At 59.9% G+C, this 15,162-nt stretch carries 16 protein-coding genes and 1 riboswitch; of the genes, 14 read left to right on the top strand and 2 right to left on the bottom strand.

Features of this window, described 5'->3' with window-relative positions:
- The first annotated feature begins 72 nt into the window (after nt 1–72).
- The 14 genes from dnaK (at nt 73) to radC (ending at nt 12,579) form a co-directional block, all read left to right on the top strand.
- Nucleotides 73–1,980: a molecular chaperone DnaK gene (gene dnaK, locus GOW60_RS16465; RefSeq protein WP_171230115.1), complete on the top strand. Its 1,908-nt coding sequence runs from the start codon at nt 73–75 to the stop codon at nt 1,978–1,980.
- A gap of 180 nt (nt 1,981–2,160) precedes the next feature.
- Nucleotides 2,161–2,799 carry an FkbM family methyltransferase gene (locus GOW60_RS16460; RefSeq protein ID WP_171230114.1) on the top strand — a complete coding sequence of 213 codons (639 nt, stop codon included), beginning with the start codon at nt 2,161–2,163 and terminating at the stop codon, nt 2,797–2,799.
- Between the two features lie 91 nt (nt 2,800–2,890).
- A complete protein-coding gene (gene dnaJ / locus GOW60_RS16455) occupies nt 2,891–4,039 on the top strand; it encodes a molecular chaperone DnaJ (RefSeq protein ID WP_171230113.1) in 1,149 nt (382 codons plus the stop codon).
- Nucleotides 4,040–4,277: 238 nt separating this feature from the next.
- Nucleotides 4,278–4,383: riboswitch (TPP riboswitch) on the top strand.
- A 44-nt stretch (nt 4,384–4,427) separates the two neighbouring features.
- On the top strand, nt 4,428–5,231 hold the full coding sequence (gene thiD, locus GOW60_RS16450) for a bifunctional hydroxymethylpyrimidine kinase/phosphomethylpyrimidine kinase (protein ID WP_171230111.1): 804 nt from the start codon (nt 4,428–4,430) through the stop codon (nt 5,229–5,231).
- Nucleotides 5,228–6,205 carry an FAD-dependent oxidoreductase gene (locus tag GOW60_RS16445; RefSeq protein WP_171230110.1) on the top strand — a complete coding sequence of 326 codons (978 nt, stop codon included), beginning with the start codon at nt 5,228–5,230 and terminating at the stop codon, nt 6,203–6,205. The genes thiD and GOW60_RS16445 overlap by 4 nt, the downstream gene beginning before the upstream one ends.
- Nucleotides 6,189–6,383 carry a sulfur carrier protein ThiS gene (gene thiS, locus GOW60_RS16440; RefSeq protein ID WP_171230109.1) on the top strand — a complete coding sequence of 65 codons (195 nt, stop codon included), beginning with the start codon at nt 6,189–6,191 and terminating at the stop codon, nt 6,381–6,383. Before GOW60_RS16445 ends, thiS begins: the two co-directional genes overlap by 17 nt.
- Nucleotides 6,384–6,385: 2 nt before the next feature.
- A complete protein-coding gene (locus GOW60_RS16435) occupies nt 6,386–7,150 on the top strand; it encodes a thiazole synthase (protein WP_152459570.1) in 765 nt (254 codons plus the stop codon).
- A complete protein-coding gene (locus GOW60_RS16430) occupies nt 7,147–7,743 on the top strand; it encodes a thiamine phosphate synthase (RefSeq protein ID WP_171230108.1) in 597 nt (198 codons plus the stop codon). The genes GOW60_RS16435 and GOW60_RS16430 overlap by 4 nt, the downstream gene beginning before the upstream one ends.
- On the top strand, nt 7,740–8,705 hold the full coding sequence (locus tag GOW60_RS16425; protein ID WP_171230107.1) for a HesA/MoeB/ThiF family protein: 966 nt from the start codon (nt 7,740–7,742) through the stop codon (nt 8,703–8,705). The genes GOW60_RS16430 and GOW60_RS16425 overlap by 4 nt, the downstream gene beginning before the upstream one ends.
- 20 nt (nt 8,706–8,725) lie before the next feature.
- Entirely contained in the window at nt 8,726–9,661 is a 936-nt protein-coding gene (locus GOW60_RS16420) for an ABC transporter substrate-binding protein (protein ID WP_171230106.1), read from the top strand.
- Nucleotides 9,658–10,332, top strand: coding sequence for a thiaminase II (gene tenA, locus GOW60_RS16415; RefSeq protein ID WP_171230105.1), 675 nt, complete (start codon nt 9,658–9,660; stop codon nt 10,330–10,332). The genes GOW60_RS16420 and tenA overlap by 4 nt, the downstream gene beginning before the upstream one ends.
- A complete protein-coding gene (locus GOW60_RS16410; RefSeq protein WP_171230104.1) occupies nt 10,329–11,057 on the top strand; it encodes an ABC transporter ATP-binding protein in 729 nt (242 codons plus the stop codon). The genes tenA and GOW60_RS16410 overlap by 4 nt, the downstream gene beginning before the upstream one ends.
- On the top strand, nt 11,054–11,788 hold the full coding sequence (locus GOW60_RS16405; RefSeq protein ID WP_171230103.1) for an ABC transporter permease: 735 nt from the start codon (nt 11,054–11,056) through the stop codon (nt 11,786–11,788). Before GOW60_RS16410 ends, GOW60_RS16405 begins: the two co-directional genes overlap by 4 nt.
- Nucleotides 11,789–11,823: 35 nt before the next feature.
- Nucleotides 11,824–12,579, top strand: coding sequence for a DNA repair protein RadC (radC, locus tag GOW60_RS16400; protein ID WP_152459563.1), 756 nt, complete (start codon nt 11,824–11,826; stop codon nt 12,577–12,579).
- Nucleotides 12,580–12,582: 3 nt separating this feature from the next.
- On the opposite strand, the gene GOW60_RS16395 is transcribed toward radC, so the two are convergent.
- Entirely contained in the window at nt 12,583–14,139 is a 1,557-nt protein-coding gene (locus GOW60_RS16395) for a phosphate ABC transporter substrate-binding/OmpA family protein (protein WP_171230102.1), read from the bottom strand.
- 24 nt (nt 14,140–14,163) lie between these two features.
- Nucleotides 14,164–15,081 carry a hypothetical protein gene (locus GOW60_RS16390; RefSeq protein ID WP_171230101.1) on the bottom strand — a complete coding sequence of 306 codons (918 nt, stop codon included), beginning with the start codon at nt 15,079–15,081 and terminating at the stop codon, nt 14,164–14,166.
- Between the last annotated feature and the right edge of the window lie 81 nt (nt 15,082–15,162).

Here is a 15,162-nt window from a genome sequence, read left to right as displayed (position 1 = left end):
CAGATCGGGGGTGGGATGCCATAAAGGGTCCGACCCTCGGGACATCGCCTTGAAGAGAAAGGGATTGCAAAAATGGGAAAAGTAATCGGGATTGACCTCGGAACCACGAACTCCTGCGTAGCCATCATGGAAGGCTCGCAGCCGAAGGTCATCGAAAACGCCGAAGGGGCGCGGACCACGCCTTCGATCGTCGCCTTCACCGAAGATGAGCGACTGGTCGGTCAGCCTGCAAAACGTCAGGCGGTCACCAACCCCGACAACACGATCTTTGGCGTCAAACGTCTGATCGGTCGTCGCGTGGATGATGCCGAAGTAGAAAAAGACAAGAAAATGGTGCCGTATTCCATCGTGAATGGCGGCAATGGTGACGCGTGGGTTGAAGCCCGCGGTGAAAAATACTCCCCCAGCCAGATTTCCGCTTTCATTCTGGGCAAGATGAAGGAAACCGCCGAGAGCTATCTGGGCGAAGACGTCACCCAGGCGGTCATCACCGTTCCGGCATATTTCAACGACGCCCAGCGTCAGGCCACCAAAGACGCCGGCAAAATCGCCGGTCTGGAAGTGCTGCGGATCATCAACGAACCGACGGCTGCTGCGCTGGCCTATGGTCTGGACAAGGAAGAAACCCAAACCATCGCGGTCTATGACCTTGGTGGTGGTACCTTCGACGTGACCATCCTGGAAATCGACGATGGCCTGTTCGAGGTCAAATCGACCAATGGTGACACCTTCCTGGGTGGTGAAGACTTTGACATGCGCATCGTCAACTACCTGGCGGATGAGTTCAAAAAGGAACACGGTGTCGATCTGTCTCAGGACAAGATGGCCCTGCAGCGTCTGAAAGAAGCCGCGGAAAAAGCCAAGATCGAACTGTCTTCGACCTCGCAGACCGAGATCAACCAACCCTTCATCTCGATGGGCGCCAACGGTCAGCCGCTGCACATGGTCATGAAACTGACCCGTGCCAAGCTGGAATCGCTGGTGTCGGACCTGATCAAGAAGTCGCTGAAGCCCTGCCAAGCCGCTCTGAAAGACGCGGGTCTGTCGGCTGCTGACGTGGACGAGGTTGTTCTGGTCGGTGGTATGACCCGGATGCCGAAAGTGATCGAAGAGGTCACCAAGTTCTTCGGCAAAGAGCCGCACAAGGGCGTGAACCCGGACGAAGTGGTTGCCATGGGCGCCGCCATCCAGGCCGGTGTTCTTCAAGGCGACGTCAAAGACGTGGTTCTGCTGGACGTGACCCCGCTGTCGCTGGGTATCGAAACGCTGGGTGGCGTGTTCACCCGCCTGATCGACCGCAACACCACGATCCCGACCAAGAAGTCCCAGGTCTTCTCGACCGCCGAGGACAACCAGAACGCCGTGACCATCCGCGTGTTCCAGGGTGAGCGTGAAATGGCGGCGGACAACAAGATCCTGGGTCAGTTCAACCTTGAAGACATCCCGCCGGCACCGCGCGGCATGCCTCAGATCGAGGTGACTTTTGACATCGACGCCAACGGCATCGTCTCGGTTTCGGCCAAAGACAAAGGCACTGGCAAAGAACAGAAGATCACCATCCAGGCATCGGGCGGACTGTCCGACGAGGATATCGAAAAGATGGTCAAGGACGCCGAAGAGAACGCGGAAGCCGACAAGGAACGCCGCGAGCTGGTCGACGCCAAGAACCAGGCGGAGAGCCTCATCCACTCGACCGAGAAGTCGATGGAAGAGCATTCCGACAAGGTCGACCCGACCACCATCGAAGCCATCGAGCTGGCCATTGCCGCGCTGAAGGACGAGCTGGAAACCGAGAATGCCGACAAGATCAAGTCGGGCATCCAGAACGTCACCGAAGCCGCGATGAAGTTGGGCGAAGCCATCTATAAGGCGCAAGCCGAAGAAGGCGAAGAGGAACCTGCTGCCGCAGACGCTGCACCAGGCGACGATGACATCGTTGACGCCGAGTTCGAAGACCTCGACGACGACAAGCGCGCCTAACGTGTTACTCGGTTCCGGCAGGCCTGGTTCGGGCCTGCCGGAACGGTCTTGACCATGCAGCACGCGTCTCCGAAACCTTCATTTGGCACCTACGCTCTCTCACATCGGATGGAAATATTGCGCCGGTGGTCTGAGGGCATGCCGCGTCAATGGATGTCGTCCGGAATTCGCAGGATAGTAATGGCCTCTCAGCGAGAGCCTTACGATGTTGAGGTGTTTGGCGGCCAGAAATGCCGATTGTACCCATCTGACAACTGGGCCGAACGTCGCGTCATAACCGGCTCGCAGTTCTTTGATCTGGATGAGCGTCAATCGCTGGCCAACCATATGTCGCAGGGCTCTGGCGATTATGCCTTTGTCGACGCCGGTGCAAATGTCGGGCTGTACACCCTGTGGGTCAGATCAGTTGCGCAGAAGTTGGGGCGCAACCTCAAAGCCCTGGTTGTTGAACCGGATCCGGTCAACAAGGCTCGCCTTGGTACCAATCTGGTTGCCAATCAAGCCAGTGAAGTCATCCATTGCGACAAGGCCTTGTCTGACAAACCGGGTGAGGTGTGGTTCGAATCCGCGAACCTTGGCGATCGGGGTCATGCCAAAGTTGCCGAGTCGGGCGATCTGTGCGTTCAGGCGATTCCGTTGTTGGACGCGATACGCGATGCCGGGCTGACCAAGGTTGATGCAATGAAAAATAGATATCGAAGGTCAGGAAACCCGCGTATTGCGCGCTTTTTTCGAAGACGCACCGCGAGAGATTTGGCCCGAAGTGCTGCTGATAGAAATCAAGCATTCGGACGACGGGCTGGACGAGGTCTTGAATAAGGCAGGTTACGTGGCCAGTTTTGCAAACAACACCAACGGCGTGTACAGGCTCAATGAAAGCACCGCGTCCGGCGGCACGAAGGAATAACAAATGTCAAAGCGCGACTATTACGAAGTGCTCGGCGTGTCCAAGGGCGCTTCGGCGGATGAGATCAAGAAGGGCTTTCGCAGGAAAGCCAAAGAGCTGCACCCTGACCGCAACAAGGACAACCCGGATGCCGAGGCGCAGTTCAAGGAAGCCAATGAGGCTTACGACGTGCTGCGCGATGCCGAAAAGAAGGCAGCTTACGATCGCTTTGGCCATGCCGCATTTGAAAACGGCATGGGCGGCGGTGGCCGCCCCGGTAGCGGCTTTGGCGGTCAAGGCGACTTCTCCAGCGCATTTTCGGATGTATTCGACGACCTGTTCGGCGATTTCATGGGTGGTCAAAGGGGCGGCGGCGGGCGTCGCGCCGCGCGCGGCTCGGACCTGCGCTACAACCTGCGTGTGACGCTGGAAGAAGCCTACTCGGGCCTGCAAAAAACCATCAACGTGCCAACGGCCGTGGCGTGTTCGTCCTGCGAAGGTACCGGGGCTGAAGGTGGCGTTGAACCCACATCCTGCCCCACCTGTTCGGGCATGGGGAAAGTGCGGGCACAACAGGGCTTCTTTACGGTGGAACGGACTTGCCCGACCTGTTCGGGATTGGGGCAGATCATCAAGAACCCCTGTAAATCCTGTCAGGGGGCCGGCAGGGTCGAAAAGGACCGCGCTTTGTCGGTGAACATTCCTGCCGGTGTCGAAACCGGTACGCGAATTCGCCTGGCAGGCGAAGGTGAGGCGGGAATGCGCGGCGGACCTCCGGGCGATCTGTATATTTTCGTCGAAGTGGCCGAGCACAAACTGTTCGAACGCGACAGCGTGAACCTCTTCTGCCGCGTGCCGGTCAGCATGGCCAAGGCGGCGCTGGGCGGATCGATCGAGGTTCCGACCATTGATGGCGGTCGCGGCCGCGTTCAGATTCCGGCCGGAAGTCAGTCGGGTCGGCAAATGCGCCTGCGCGGCAAAGGCATGCCTGCGTTGCGCGGCGGTGGTGTGGGTGACATGTTCATTGAACTGGCTGTGGAAACCCCGGTCAACCTGACCAGCCGCCAGAAAGAACTGCTGCGTGAGTTTGATGATCTGGGTGAAGACAATCATCCGGAATCAAAAAGCTTTTTCTCATCCGTCAAGTCTTTCTGGGACGGTATGAAAGGCTGAACGACTAGGAACGGGGGCTCTGCCCCCGCCGTCCTTCGGGCGACTCCCCCGGGATATTTGCAGCCAGATGAAGTATGGGACCCTTTCTTCATCGGGCCCATAATATCCCGGAGCGCGAGGCAGAGCCTCGCATGCCTCTGTCATTTACATGCTGTTTTGGCCTTAGCAGAAAGCTGAAAGTGGCAATATATCTGGAAAATTGAGTCTTGATTCCGGCCCTCGACCCTGAGATTGTCCGCCTCAACCGTTGGGGTGCCCTTTGACAGGGCTGAGAGACGCAACCGCGTTAACCCATCGAACCTGATCCGGGCAATTCCGGCGTAGGGAACGGTCTCTTGAACACAGACGTTTTCTCTACTCCGTTGCCCATAGAAGATGGAGCAACGACATGGCGGCAATTGCCCTGACGATAGCAGGATCCGACAGTGGCGGCGGCGCGGGCATTCAGGCTGACCTGAAGGCAATGTCGGCGCTGGGTGTTTTTGGCGCAAGTGTCATCACCGCCGTTACTGCGCAGAACACGCAAGCTGTCACCGCGGTGCATGGGATTCCGCTGGATGTGATTTCCGCCCAAATCGACGCGGTTCTGAACGATCTTGACGTCAGGGCCGTCAAAATCGGCATGCTTGGCACACCTGAGATCATTCATACGGTCGCCAAGGGGCTGGCGGCTTTCGAGGGTCCCGTGGTTCTTGATCCGGTCATGATCGCCAAATCCGGCGACGCTTTGTTGGCGCAAGAGGCGGTCCGGACGCTGCACGATGTGTTGTTGCCAACGGCGACGGTTCTTACGCCGAATCTGCCTGAGGCGGCGTGCCTGCTGAACATGCCAGCGGCAGAAACGCGTGAGCAGATGGCTGAACAGGGCCGGGCATTGTGCGCTTTGGGTGCGGGAGCAGTCGTGATGAAGGGCGGACACGGGTCAGGTGACATCTGCCACGATTTGCTGATCGATCCGTCGGGTGTCATGGCCGAGTTTCAGGCCCCGCGTCAGGATACGAAAAACACCCATGGAACAGGATGCACCCTGTCGTCATCCATCACCGCCGGTTTGGCCAATGGGCTGACCCTGATTGACGCGGTTGCGCAGGCGCATGACTATCTGCAAGGGGCCATCGCGCGCGCGGATGAGCTGAATGTCGGCGCTGGGCACGGCCCGGTGCATCATTTCCACCGGGTTTGGCCCTCGTGACGCTTTGGTCTGTCATAGGGGCAGGGGTTGCCGGTCTTGCCGTTGCCAGCGAACTGGTGTCGCGCGGTGCGAAGGTGCAGATATACGACCCCGGCGGGCCACCGGGCCCGCATGGGTGTTCATGGTGGGCCGGGGGAATGCTGGCGCCGTGGTGCGAATATGAAAACGCAGAAGAACCGGTGCTGCGCCTGGGTCAGGCGGCGATCGAATGGTGGGCTCAACGCACCAACGTGACCCGTCGGGGAACGCTTGTTGTCGCAAGTGCCCGTGATGTGCCGGACCTGCGCCGATTTGCGCGTCGAACAAAAGAGTTCACCAAAGTCGAACGGGCAGAAATATCCGAATTAGAGCCTGATCTGATGGGGTTTGGCCAGGGCCTGTTCTTCGAACGCGAAGCCCATGTCGATCCGCGTCAGGCGCTGCAAGATCTGTATCGTCAACTGCAAAGCCAAGGCGTCGCGTTTCACCGGAAGCTGGCGCCCGCCCAGTTGAAGAATGCAATTGACTGCCGTGGACTTCACGCCCGCGAATACCTGCATGATCTGCGCGGCGTGAAGGGTGAGATGCTGGTCATACGATGCCCTGACGTGGAACTGACGCGCCCGGTTCGTTTGCTGCACCCGCGGATGCCGCTTTATATCGTTCCGCGCGGCGGCGGCGTCTATATGTTGGGTGCGACCATGATCGAATCCGAGGACAGCAGCCGCATTACCGCCCGTTCGATGCTGGAATTGCTCAGCGCGGCCTATGCCGTGAACCCGGCTTTTGGCGAAGCCGAAGTTTTGGAGATAGGTGTCGATCTGCGCCCCGCCTTTCCCGACAACTTGCCGCGCATCCGGCGTTTGGGCCGGACGATCTATGCCAACGGGCTTTATCGCCACGGATATCTGCTGGCACCGGCGCTGGCACGGGGTGTTGCGGATCTGGCGCTGAACAACACACATTCGGAGATGGTCGATGAAGATCGTGCTTAACGGCGAGACGCGTGAGGTGCGCGCCGAAACCCTGTCGGAATTGTTGGACGAATGCGGTTTCTCGGGCCGTGTGGCCACCGCCGTGAACGAAGATTTCGTGCCCTCAAGCCTGCGCATCGCTCACAAGCTGGCCGAAGGCGACCGGGTCGAGGTCGTCGCGCCGATGCAGGGGGGCTGAAGATGAAGACGTTTTACGGCACTGAACTGCCCAACCCGCTGATGCTGGGCACGGCGCAATATCCAAGCCCGGCCATTCTGGAACAGGCGTTTCGCGAAAGCGGTGCAGGCGTTGCCACCGTATCCTTGCGGCGTGAAGCGGGTGCGGGCCAGACCTTTTGGAACATGATCCGCGACCTGGGAGTTCTGATCCTGCCCAATACGGCTGGTTGCCATACGGTGAAAGAGGCCGTGACGACCGCCCATATGGCCCGCGAAGTGTTCGAGACCCGATGGATCAAGCTGGAACTCATCGGACACACGGACAGTCTGCAACCGGACGTTTTCCAACTGGTCGAAGCCGCCCGCATTCTGACCGAGGATGGGTTCGAGGTGTTTCCCTACACCACCGATGACCTGATCGTGGGAGAACGCCTGTTGGAAGCGGGATGCGAGGTGCTCATGCCCTGGGGCGCACCGATCGGGTCAGGGCGCGGGCTGAACAACGAATACGCTCTGCGTGCGATGCGGGCCGAATTTCCTGACATTCCCCTGGTGGTGGACGCCGGTATCGGCTTGCCCAGCCACGCGGCCCGCGCGATGGAGCTGGGCTTTGACGCGGTTCTGCTCAACACAGCTGTGGCCCGTGCCGGAGATCCGGTTCTGATGGCCAAGGCGATGGCGCAGGCAACTCTTGCCGGGCAATTGGCCCATCAGGCCGACCCGATCGAGCCGCGCGACATGGCGGAACCCTCTACCCCTGTTGTTGGAAAGGCCTTCCTGTCATGACGCTGGACCGTTTCTATCCGATCATTGATCACTCGGACTGGCTGCGGCGGATGTTGCCGCTGGGTGTCGAACTGGTGCAGCTGCGCATCAAGGATCAGCCAGACGATGCGGTGCGCGACCAGATTGCCGTTTCACGCGAATTGTGCCGCGACCATGGGGCGGTTCTTGTGATCAATGACTATTGGCAACACGCGATCGATCTGGGCTGCGACTGGATCCATCTGGGGCAGGAAGATCTGGACGACGCCGACCTGAAAGCCATCCGAAAAGCGGGTCTGAAACTGGGCGTTTCCACCCATGACGATGATGAGCTTGAGCGTGTGCTGGCCATGGATCCCGATTACGTGGCATTGGGCCCGGTCTACCCCACCATTCTGAAAAAGATGAAATGGTATCAGCAGGGCCTGCCTCGCGTAACAGAATGGAAGGCGCGGGTTGGTGATATTCCCTTGGTCGGTATTGGCGGCATGAGTGTCGAGCGCGCGGCCGGTGTGCTGAAGGCCGGGGCGGACATCGTCTCGGCGGTCACGGATATCACACTGAACCCCGACCCCGAAGCACGGGTGCGCGCGTGGATCGAGGTCACACGATGAGCCGATATGCCCGCCAGACGCTTTTGCCCGAAGTCGGGGCACAGGGGCAGGCACGCCTGTCAGCGGCCCATGTTCTGGTCGTCGGTGCGGGCGGTCTGGCTGCACCGGTTCTGCCGCTTTTGACAGGGGCCGGGGTGGGGCGGATCACGGTCATGGACGGGGATACCGTCGATCTGTCGAACCTGCACCGTCAAACGTTTTTCTCCGAGGCCGATTGCGGGCAACCCAAGGCGGAAACCGCCGCCGCCCGTTGCCGCGCGCTGAATGATGAAACCGATGTCATCGGTCTGAATCAGGCTCTGACCAGCGAAAATGCGCCTGGCTCGGTGTCGCAAGCCGATATCATTCTGGATTGTGCCGACAGCTACGCAGCCAGCTACATCCTGTCGGACACGTGTCTGGCGCAGGGCAAGCCTTTGATCAGCGCCTCGGTGCTGGGGCTTTCGGGTTATGTGGGCGGGTTCTGCGGCGGGGGCCCATCGCTGCGCGCTGTATTTCCCGATGCACCGGACAGTGGCGCCAGCTGCGCCACTGCGGGGGTTTTGGGGCCCGTGGTTGGCGTGATCGGGGCGATGCAGGCGCAGATGGCGCTCAGCTTGATCCTTGGACTTGATCCCTCGCCCCTTGGGCAGTTGGTTCAATATGATGCAAGAACCCTGCGCAGCACCGGGTTTCGCTTTGATGACGCACCCGAGCCCGGCAACTGCTTTCGCTTTCTGTCCGCAAGCCAGCTGATGGACACGGATCAGATCATCGAGCTGCGCAGTTCGCAGGAAGCCCCTGTTCCCATCCATTCTAACGCGACGCGCATTTCACCGGATAATTTACGCAGGATAGACCCTAACAAAGGAAAAAGGCTGGCTCTTTGCTGTGCCACCGGTTTGCGGGCATGGCGTGCCGCCGAACAGATTCAACCAGATTGGCCGGGTGAGATTGTCCTCGTCGCGGCCTCAACCTCGTGAAGAAAAGGGAAACGCGAGACATGAAAAAGCTGATGACAGCCATCGCCCTTCTGGCCGCCGCGCCGGCATGGGCCGAAGACAAAATGACCGTCCTGCTGGACTGGTTCATCAACCCTGACCATGGTCCCATCATCGTGGCGCAGGAAAACGGCTATTTTGCCGAACAAGGGCTTGAGGTCGAGATCGTTCCACCCGCCGACCCGTCCGCCCCGCCCCGTTTGGTGGCTGCTGGCCAAGCCGATCTGGCGGTGTCTTACCAGCCGCAACTGCACTTGCAAATTCACGAGGGCCTGCCGCTGAAGCGTGTCGGCACATTGGTTGCGACGCCGCTAAACTGTCTTCTGGTGCTGGAAGACGGGCCGATCAAGTCGCCTGCTGACCTCAAGGATAAAAAAATCGGCTTCTCGGTCGCTGGGGTCGAAGAAGCCATCCTTGGCACCGTTCTGGGCAAATACGATGTTGCGCTGGGCGATGTTGAGCTGATCAATGTCAACTTTTCCCTCTCGCCGTCGCTGATGACCGGTCAGGTGGACGCGGTGATTGGCGCATATCGCAACTTCGAACTGAATCAGATGGATATCGAAGGCCGTCCCGGCACCTGCTTCTATATCGAGGAAGAGGGCGTTCCGTCTTATGATGAACTGATCTATGTCGCCAATCCGGAAACGATGGACAAGGACAAGATCGCCCGGTTCCTCGCCGCGACTGAAAAAGCGACCCAATATATCGTCAACAACCCGGAAAAAAGCTGGGAAATCTTCGCGGCGACCTCGCCCGAACTTCAGGACGAGCTGAATGCCCGCGCCTGGGTCGATACACTGCCGCGCTTTGCGCTGCGTCCGGCAGGTTTTGATGCCGGTCGTTATGCCAGGTTCGAAACCTTCCTAAACGAAAGCGGGATGATCGACAGCGTCCTTCCGGTCAGTGACATCACCATCGACGTGACCGCGCAATGAGCAACTATGGCAAAGCCTTTGCGCTGATGCGCGATGCCGCGGCGGGGCCGTGGCGGGATTATACCCGCCACGCGTTCGTAGAGGGCATGAAAGACGGAACGCTGCCACGCGAGGCGTTTCTGCACTATCTGCGGCAGGATTATGTGTTTCTGATCCACTTCTCACGTGCCTGGGCGCTGGCCGTGGTGAAATCAGAAACGCATGAAGAAATGCTTGCCGCATCGCGAACCGTGAACGGTTTGATCAGCGAAGAGATGAAACTGCATATCGGTATCTGCGCGGCAGAAGGTATCTCGCAGGCAGAGTTGTTTGCCACGCCAGAGCGGCACGAGAATCTGGCCTATACCCGGTTTGTCCTGGAAGCAGGCTACAGCGGCGATTTTCTGGACCTGCTGGCGGCCCTCGTTCCTTGCGTCATGGGGTATGGTGAGATCGGTACGCGCCTGTCCGCCGAGGCAACGTCCGAGACATATCGCGGCTGGATCGACACTTATGCCGGCGAAGATTACCAAGGCGCATGTGTGGCGGTTGGCGAGTTGCTGGATCAGGCTCTAACAAGACGTATTGGGGCTGATTTTCAGGGGTCACCACGCTGGGATCGACTGTGCAAGACCTTCCGCAAGGCGACAGAGCTTGAAGTCGACTTCTGGCAGATGGGTTTGACGCCATGACACCTGCGCCCGAACTGACCATCAACGGCACTGCCACGATCGACGGCGCGACCCTGTTTGCGCCGTTGTCCCTGACCCTAGGGGCCGGGGCGTGGACATGCCTGCTGGGTGGTTCGGGCGTGGGAAAAACCACGGTTCTGAGGTTGATTGCGGGGCTCGAGACCGGGGCTGTCTTCGCTGGGCGGATCACGGCCAGTGATGGCTTGCCTGTGGCTGAGCGTGTCGCATACATGGCGCAGGACGATCTTCTTTTGCCTTGGGCAACCGTCGCGCAGAATGTCTCGCTGGGCGCGCGTCTGCGCGGGGAAACCGTGGATCTTGATCGACGCGACCGCCTGATCAAGCGTATGCGGTTGCAGGATCACATGAACAAGAAGCCCAGCGCGTTGTCCGGCGGGCAACGTCAGCGTGTCGCCCTGGCCCGGACACTGATGGAAGATCGCCCCGTTGTTTTGCTGGACGAGCCCTTTTCGGCCCTTGATGCCCGCACACGCGCTGACATGCAGGATTTGGCTGCCGAAGCATTGCACGGTCGAACCGTCCTTCTTGTGACCCATGATCCCGCAGAGGCCGCGCGTCTGGGGCAATCCATCGTGGTGATGACGGAACACGGATTGACGCCGTGCGAACCGCCCCGGGCCCCGGCCCCGCGCCGCGTGGATGATCTGAAGACATTGGAAACCCAGGGTGCCTTGCTGCGTCTTCTCCGCGAGGGCGCGGCATGAAGTATTTTTCTGCATTGGCCGCAACTTTGTTTGCCTTGCTGATCTGGCAGGGCATCGTGACCCTGACCGGGTTGCCGAAGTTCATCCTGCCTGGACCCGCCGTCGTGGCCGAAACCTGGTGGCAGAACCGCTGGGTGATCGCTGAGCATACCTGGATCACCGCGGTAGAAGTGGTGATCGGTCTGGCATGCGGAACGCTGCTGGGTGTCGTTACTGCGTTGCAACTGGCGAATTCGCGGGCGGCGCGGGTGCTGGTGCAGCCGATGCTCGTGTTCACGCAAGCTCTGCCGGTATTCGCATTGGCGCCGTTGCTGACGCTATGGCTGGGCTATGGGCTGTGGTCCAAGGTCGCCATGGCGGTTTTGATCATCTATTTCCCGATCACCTCATCCTTTTTTGACGGGCTTATGCGCACCCCGTCGGGGTATCTGGATCTGGCCCGAACGATGCAGGCCAGCAAGCGTGCCGTGCTGTGGCATATCCGAATTCCGGCCGCTCTGCCGTCGCTGGCGTCGGGGATGCGGCTGGCGGCGGTCTATGCCCCGATCGGAGCGGTGATCGGCGAATGGGTCGGCTCGTCGCAGGGGCTGGGTTATCTGATGCTGCTGGCCAATGGACGTGCCAAGACCGATCTCATGTTTGCCGCGATGCTGACCCTGGGCTTATTCTCGATCCTTCTGCACATGATTGTCCGCCGGGCCACGGCACGCATGGCGGGTGAGGTGCGTTAACCAATCAGAAACCGATTCTGAGTCAGGGTGCGCTCATGACACAGGACGCCTTTGCCGAAGCCCCGATGCTGTTTGATACGGACGAAGCCCCGGCGCAGCCGCTGCCCTCTGGTCGGCTACCCTCCTACATAAAAGACCACCGCAAGCGGCTGCGCGAACGGTTCATGACCGGCGGATCGGCGGCGATGCCGGATTATGAACTGCTTGAACTGGTCCTGTTCCGGTCCATTCCCCGGCAGGATGTGAAGCCACTGGCGCGGGCGCTGATGGATACTTTTGGTGATTTCAATCGTGTCCTGACCGCGCCCGAGGAACGGCTGCGCCAGATCAAGGGCGTTGGCGATACCGTGGTTACCGACCTGAAAATTCTTGAGGCCTGCGCCCACAGGATGGCCCGCGCCCGGGTGATGCAGCGGCATGTGATCTCGGGCTGGGATGCGCTGCTGGATTATTGCCACACCACCATGGCGCATCGTGAGATCGAACAGTTTCGCGTGTTCTATCTGGATCGCAAGAACGTAATGATCGCGGATGAGGAACAGGCCAAAGGCACCGTGGATCACGTGCCGGTTTACCCGCGCGAGGTCGCCAAACGAGCGCTGGAACTGAACGCCTCGGCCCTGATTCTGGTGCACAACCACCCGTCGGGCGATCCGACGCCTTCGCAGTCGGATATCGACATGACCAACCGTATTCAGGATGCCTGTTCGGCCCTGGGCCTGACCCTGCACGACCACCTGATCATTGGAAAATCGACCGAGTTGAGCTTTCGGTCCGAAGGGTATCTGTGAGCTTCACTGCACCCAGATTTCAACCCGGCGGTTGACCTTGCGGCCCCATTCGGTGTCGTCACAGGCCATCGGCATTGCTTCGCCGAACCCTTCCGCGACCACCTCGATACTGTCTGATATCGATGTCTCGGCCGCGGCCAGAACCGCGTTTCGTACAGTCTGTGCACGTCGCAGGGCAATGCGGGCGTTGGCAGCGGCCCCGCCATCCCCGTCGCTGAAACCGGCGAACACCAGCTTGCGCGCCTTCAATGTGCCGGCGTCAAGCATATGCGCCAGTTGCTGAATATTGGAACGTGACTGCGCATCCGGACGGGATGATCCGGGCTCGAACCGAACCGACAGGGACAGGCGCGACAGCGGGCGCAGGGTGTCGATCATGCGCTGAAGCTCGTCCAGCCCAACCTCGGGCCCTCCGGTCGCGATGGCGTTGGCAAGCCGGTCGCCCTGTACGCCAACCGGCAAGGTTTCGGGCGATTGATCCACGTAACCTGCGCCACGAATGGCCATCTGGGCTTCGGGGCTTAGGCTAAAGGCCAGAAACTGTCGTGCGATCAGCGGCAGGCGGCGTTCGGGCAGATACAGGAACATCGGCAGATTCAGTGGATAATCTTCGGTCTTGATCGATTGACGGGTGGCGGCCAGCGGATGCCCACACCCTCCGGTCAATGGCAGGGCTCGGGCATCGCCAGCTGTCGCTTTGCTGGCGATTCCGATGGAAAACGGGTCCTTGGCCACGGCCTTGGTCAGATCGCTCGTTCGAATGTGACGGATTGCGGTATCGGTCAGTTCCACACCAGCGGTCTTCAATACCTGATCCTCGACAGCCTGCGCCAGCCCCGATCCCGGATCCGGCACATGCAACGCGATCGGAGCATCCGGCCCGCCCAGGTCCACCCAGTTCTTCACTTCACCTGACAGAATGCGCGCCAAATCGGCCAGCGAAATCTGACGCATCACACTATCGGGTGCCACCACCGGAACCATGGCGTCCAATGCAACAACCCTGGATCGCCGGGCCCGTTTCAAATCACCCAGCCCCGCGGCATCGGCTGCATCCCGCTCTGCCTCGCGTACTTCGCGCAGGGCCATCACGATATCTGTCTGATCCCCGATCAACTTGGCGAAGCCGCGATCCGTGGTCCCTACGTCAAAGTAGAACCGCGCCAACGAGGCGTCACGGCCTGACTGAAAAAGCTCATAGACGAAGGTGTCCGCATCCAAGCGGGCAGGCGTTGCAGTCAGGCCTTCCTGCCGCGCAAACCCGATGATCAGGGCGGGCAGGACCGTTTCGGCCATGACAGACGATCCGGAAAACCGCAACTCGGCTACGAAATCCGTCAGGCTGGGGCATGCAGGTCCGTCGCAGGTGACGCCCGAGCCATCAACGGTCAACTCACCGAACTGCGTATCGACGCGGTAGAATTCGCCGTCAAAGCCCAGCAGGTTGCCTGTTACTTCGACCTTGCCGTCATGAGACGTCAGCGTGATGTCCTGCGCCACTGCACAGGTCGCACCTGCAACGGTTAACAGCGCGGTCACAGCCGCACGAAAGAAAGTCATAAGAGAGTCGAGCCTGCCTGCGGATTACTTTGCCGCAATTGTCAGGTCTGAGAGCAGATTATTCAACACCAGAAACTCACCGGCCTGTGAACAATCCGGCAGGGTCAGGGACATGTCGCGCGACCGCAGGCGGCTATCTGACACAAGTTCCAGCGCCTGCACATTCAGCGTTTGCCCGCAGTTGGATTCGGTCACTTCGGCTTCGACCGTCAGGTCGATGCTGCCGGACCGATCCGACGCGCCCGTCGGAAAGGAATATACTTCGATATTCTTGGCACGGCCCAGACCCGTCTGGCCCAGGTGCAGAACCTCTCCTGCGCCATTTGCCGAGGAATCATCCCACACGTGGCCGCTGCTGCCATAGCTTGCCCCGAATTCCAGCGCGTGAATCTGCAACTCGGTTTCACCCTGCCATTGCAGGACGACGCGGTCATATTCGGCAATGTCGGTCACGTGAGTGGTGGCGACCGTACCCGTTTCATCTTCGAACGAAATCAGGAAAATCGCGTATTCCGACAGTGCCGGGATGGTCATGTCCAAGGCGCCGGAATCGTCGGTGTTCTGGCTGACCGTCAGGCCGCTGTGATGAATTTCAACGCGTTCGTTTCGGTGGCAGGGTGCCCGCAGCGACAGCTGTGCCATGGCGCCGGGGACGGCGACGGCGCGCGCGCTGATGTTGCAATCCGTCGTTTTCGGGGCTGACGGAACTACGCGAGGTTCGGGCGCTGCCGCCCCGGAATCTGCGTCAGACGCCGAAGCCGAAGTCAGTACGATAGCATCCAACCCCGACAGAACCGAGGATTGTTGAGATGCCGAGGCAACATCAACACTATCCCCCGCGTTCGCCGGCTGCGCGGTTGGTCCGTTCTGCATCAGGTAGCCTATGCCCAAAGCACAAGCGACCGTGCCGCACATGGTCACGTAGTTTCGAACTACAAACAAGACACCCTCCCCAGTTGAAGGAGCAAATCGCACATTCGCCACGAATCGCGGCCAATTTGTGGCCGCGAGACGAACACATTG

It is taken from the genome of Ruegeria sp. HKCCA4008 (assembly GCF_013033125.1).
In the GTDB taxonomy this organism is placed as follows: domain Bacteria; phylum Pseudomonadota; class Alphaproteobacteria; order Rhodobacterales; family Rhodobacteraceae; genus Ruegeria.
This window is presented reverse-complemented; position numbering and strand designations above follow the sequence as displayed.

Bases quoted from the DNA above. Each gene is read 5' to 3' on its own strand.
- GOW60_RS16435 (WP_152459570.1), top strand. From the start codon at position 6,386: ATGAAGACGTTTTACGGCACTGAACTGCCCAACCCGCTGATGCTGGGC.
- GOW60_RS16425 (WP_171230107.1), top strand. From the start codon at position 7,740: ATGAGCCGATATGCCCGCCAGACGCTTTTGCCCGAAGTCGGGGCACAG.
- thiD (WP_171230111.1), top strand. From the start codon at position 4,428: ATGGCGGCAATTGCCCTGACGATAGCAGGATCCGACAGTGGCGGCGGC.
- GOW60_RS16395 (WP_171230102.1), bottom strand. From the start codon at position 14,139: ATGACTTTCTTTCGTGCGGCTGTGACCGCGCTGTTAACCGTTGCAGGT.
- GOW60_RS16430 (WP_171230108.1), top strand. From the start codon at position 7,147: ATGACGCTGGACCGTTTCTATCCGATCATTGATCACTCGGACTGGCTG.
- GOW60_RS16460 (WP_171230114.1), top strand. From the start codon at position 2,161: ATGGCCTCTCAGCGAGAGCCTTACGATGTTGAGGTGTTTGGCGGCCAG.
- dnaJ (WP_171230113.1), top strand. From the start codon at position 2,891: ATGTCAAAGCGCGACTATTACGAAGTGCTCGGCGTGTCCAAGGGCGCT.
- thiS (WP_171230109.1), top strand. From the start codon at position 6,189: ATGAAGATCGTGCTTAACGGCGAGACGCGTGAGGTGCGCGCCGAAACC.
- dnaK (WP_171230115.1), top strand. From the start codon at position 73: ATGGGAAAAGTAATCGGGATTGACCTCGGAACCACGAACTCCTGCGTA.
- tenA (WP_171230105.1), top strand. From the start codon at position 9,658: ATGAGCAACTATGGCAAAGCCTTTGCGCTGATGCGCGATGCCGCGGCG.
- GOW60_RS16410 (WP_171230104.1), top strand. From the start codon at position 10,329: ATGACACCTGCGCCCGAACTGACCATCAACGGCACTGCCACGATCGAC.
- GOW60_RS16405 (WP_171230103.1), top strand. From the start codon at position 11,054: ATGAAGTATTTTTCTGCATTGGCCGCAACTTTGTTTGCCTTGCTGATC.
- GOW60_RS16420 (WP_171230106.1), top strand. From the start codon at position 8,726: ATGAAAAAGCTGATGACAGCCATCGCCCTTCTGGCCGCCGCGCCGGCA.
- radC (WP_152459563.1), top strand. From the start codon at position 11,824: ATGACACAGGACGCCTTTGCCGAAGCCCCGATGCTGTTTGATACGGAC.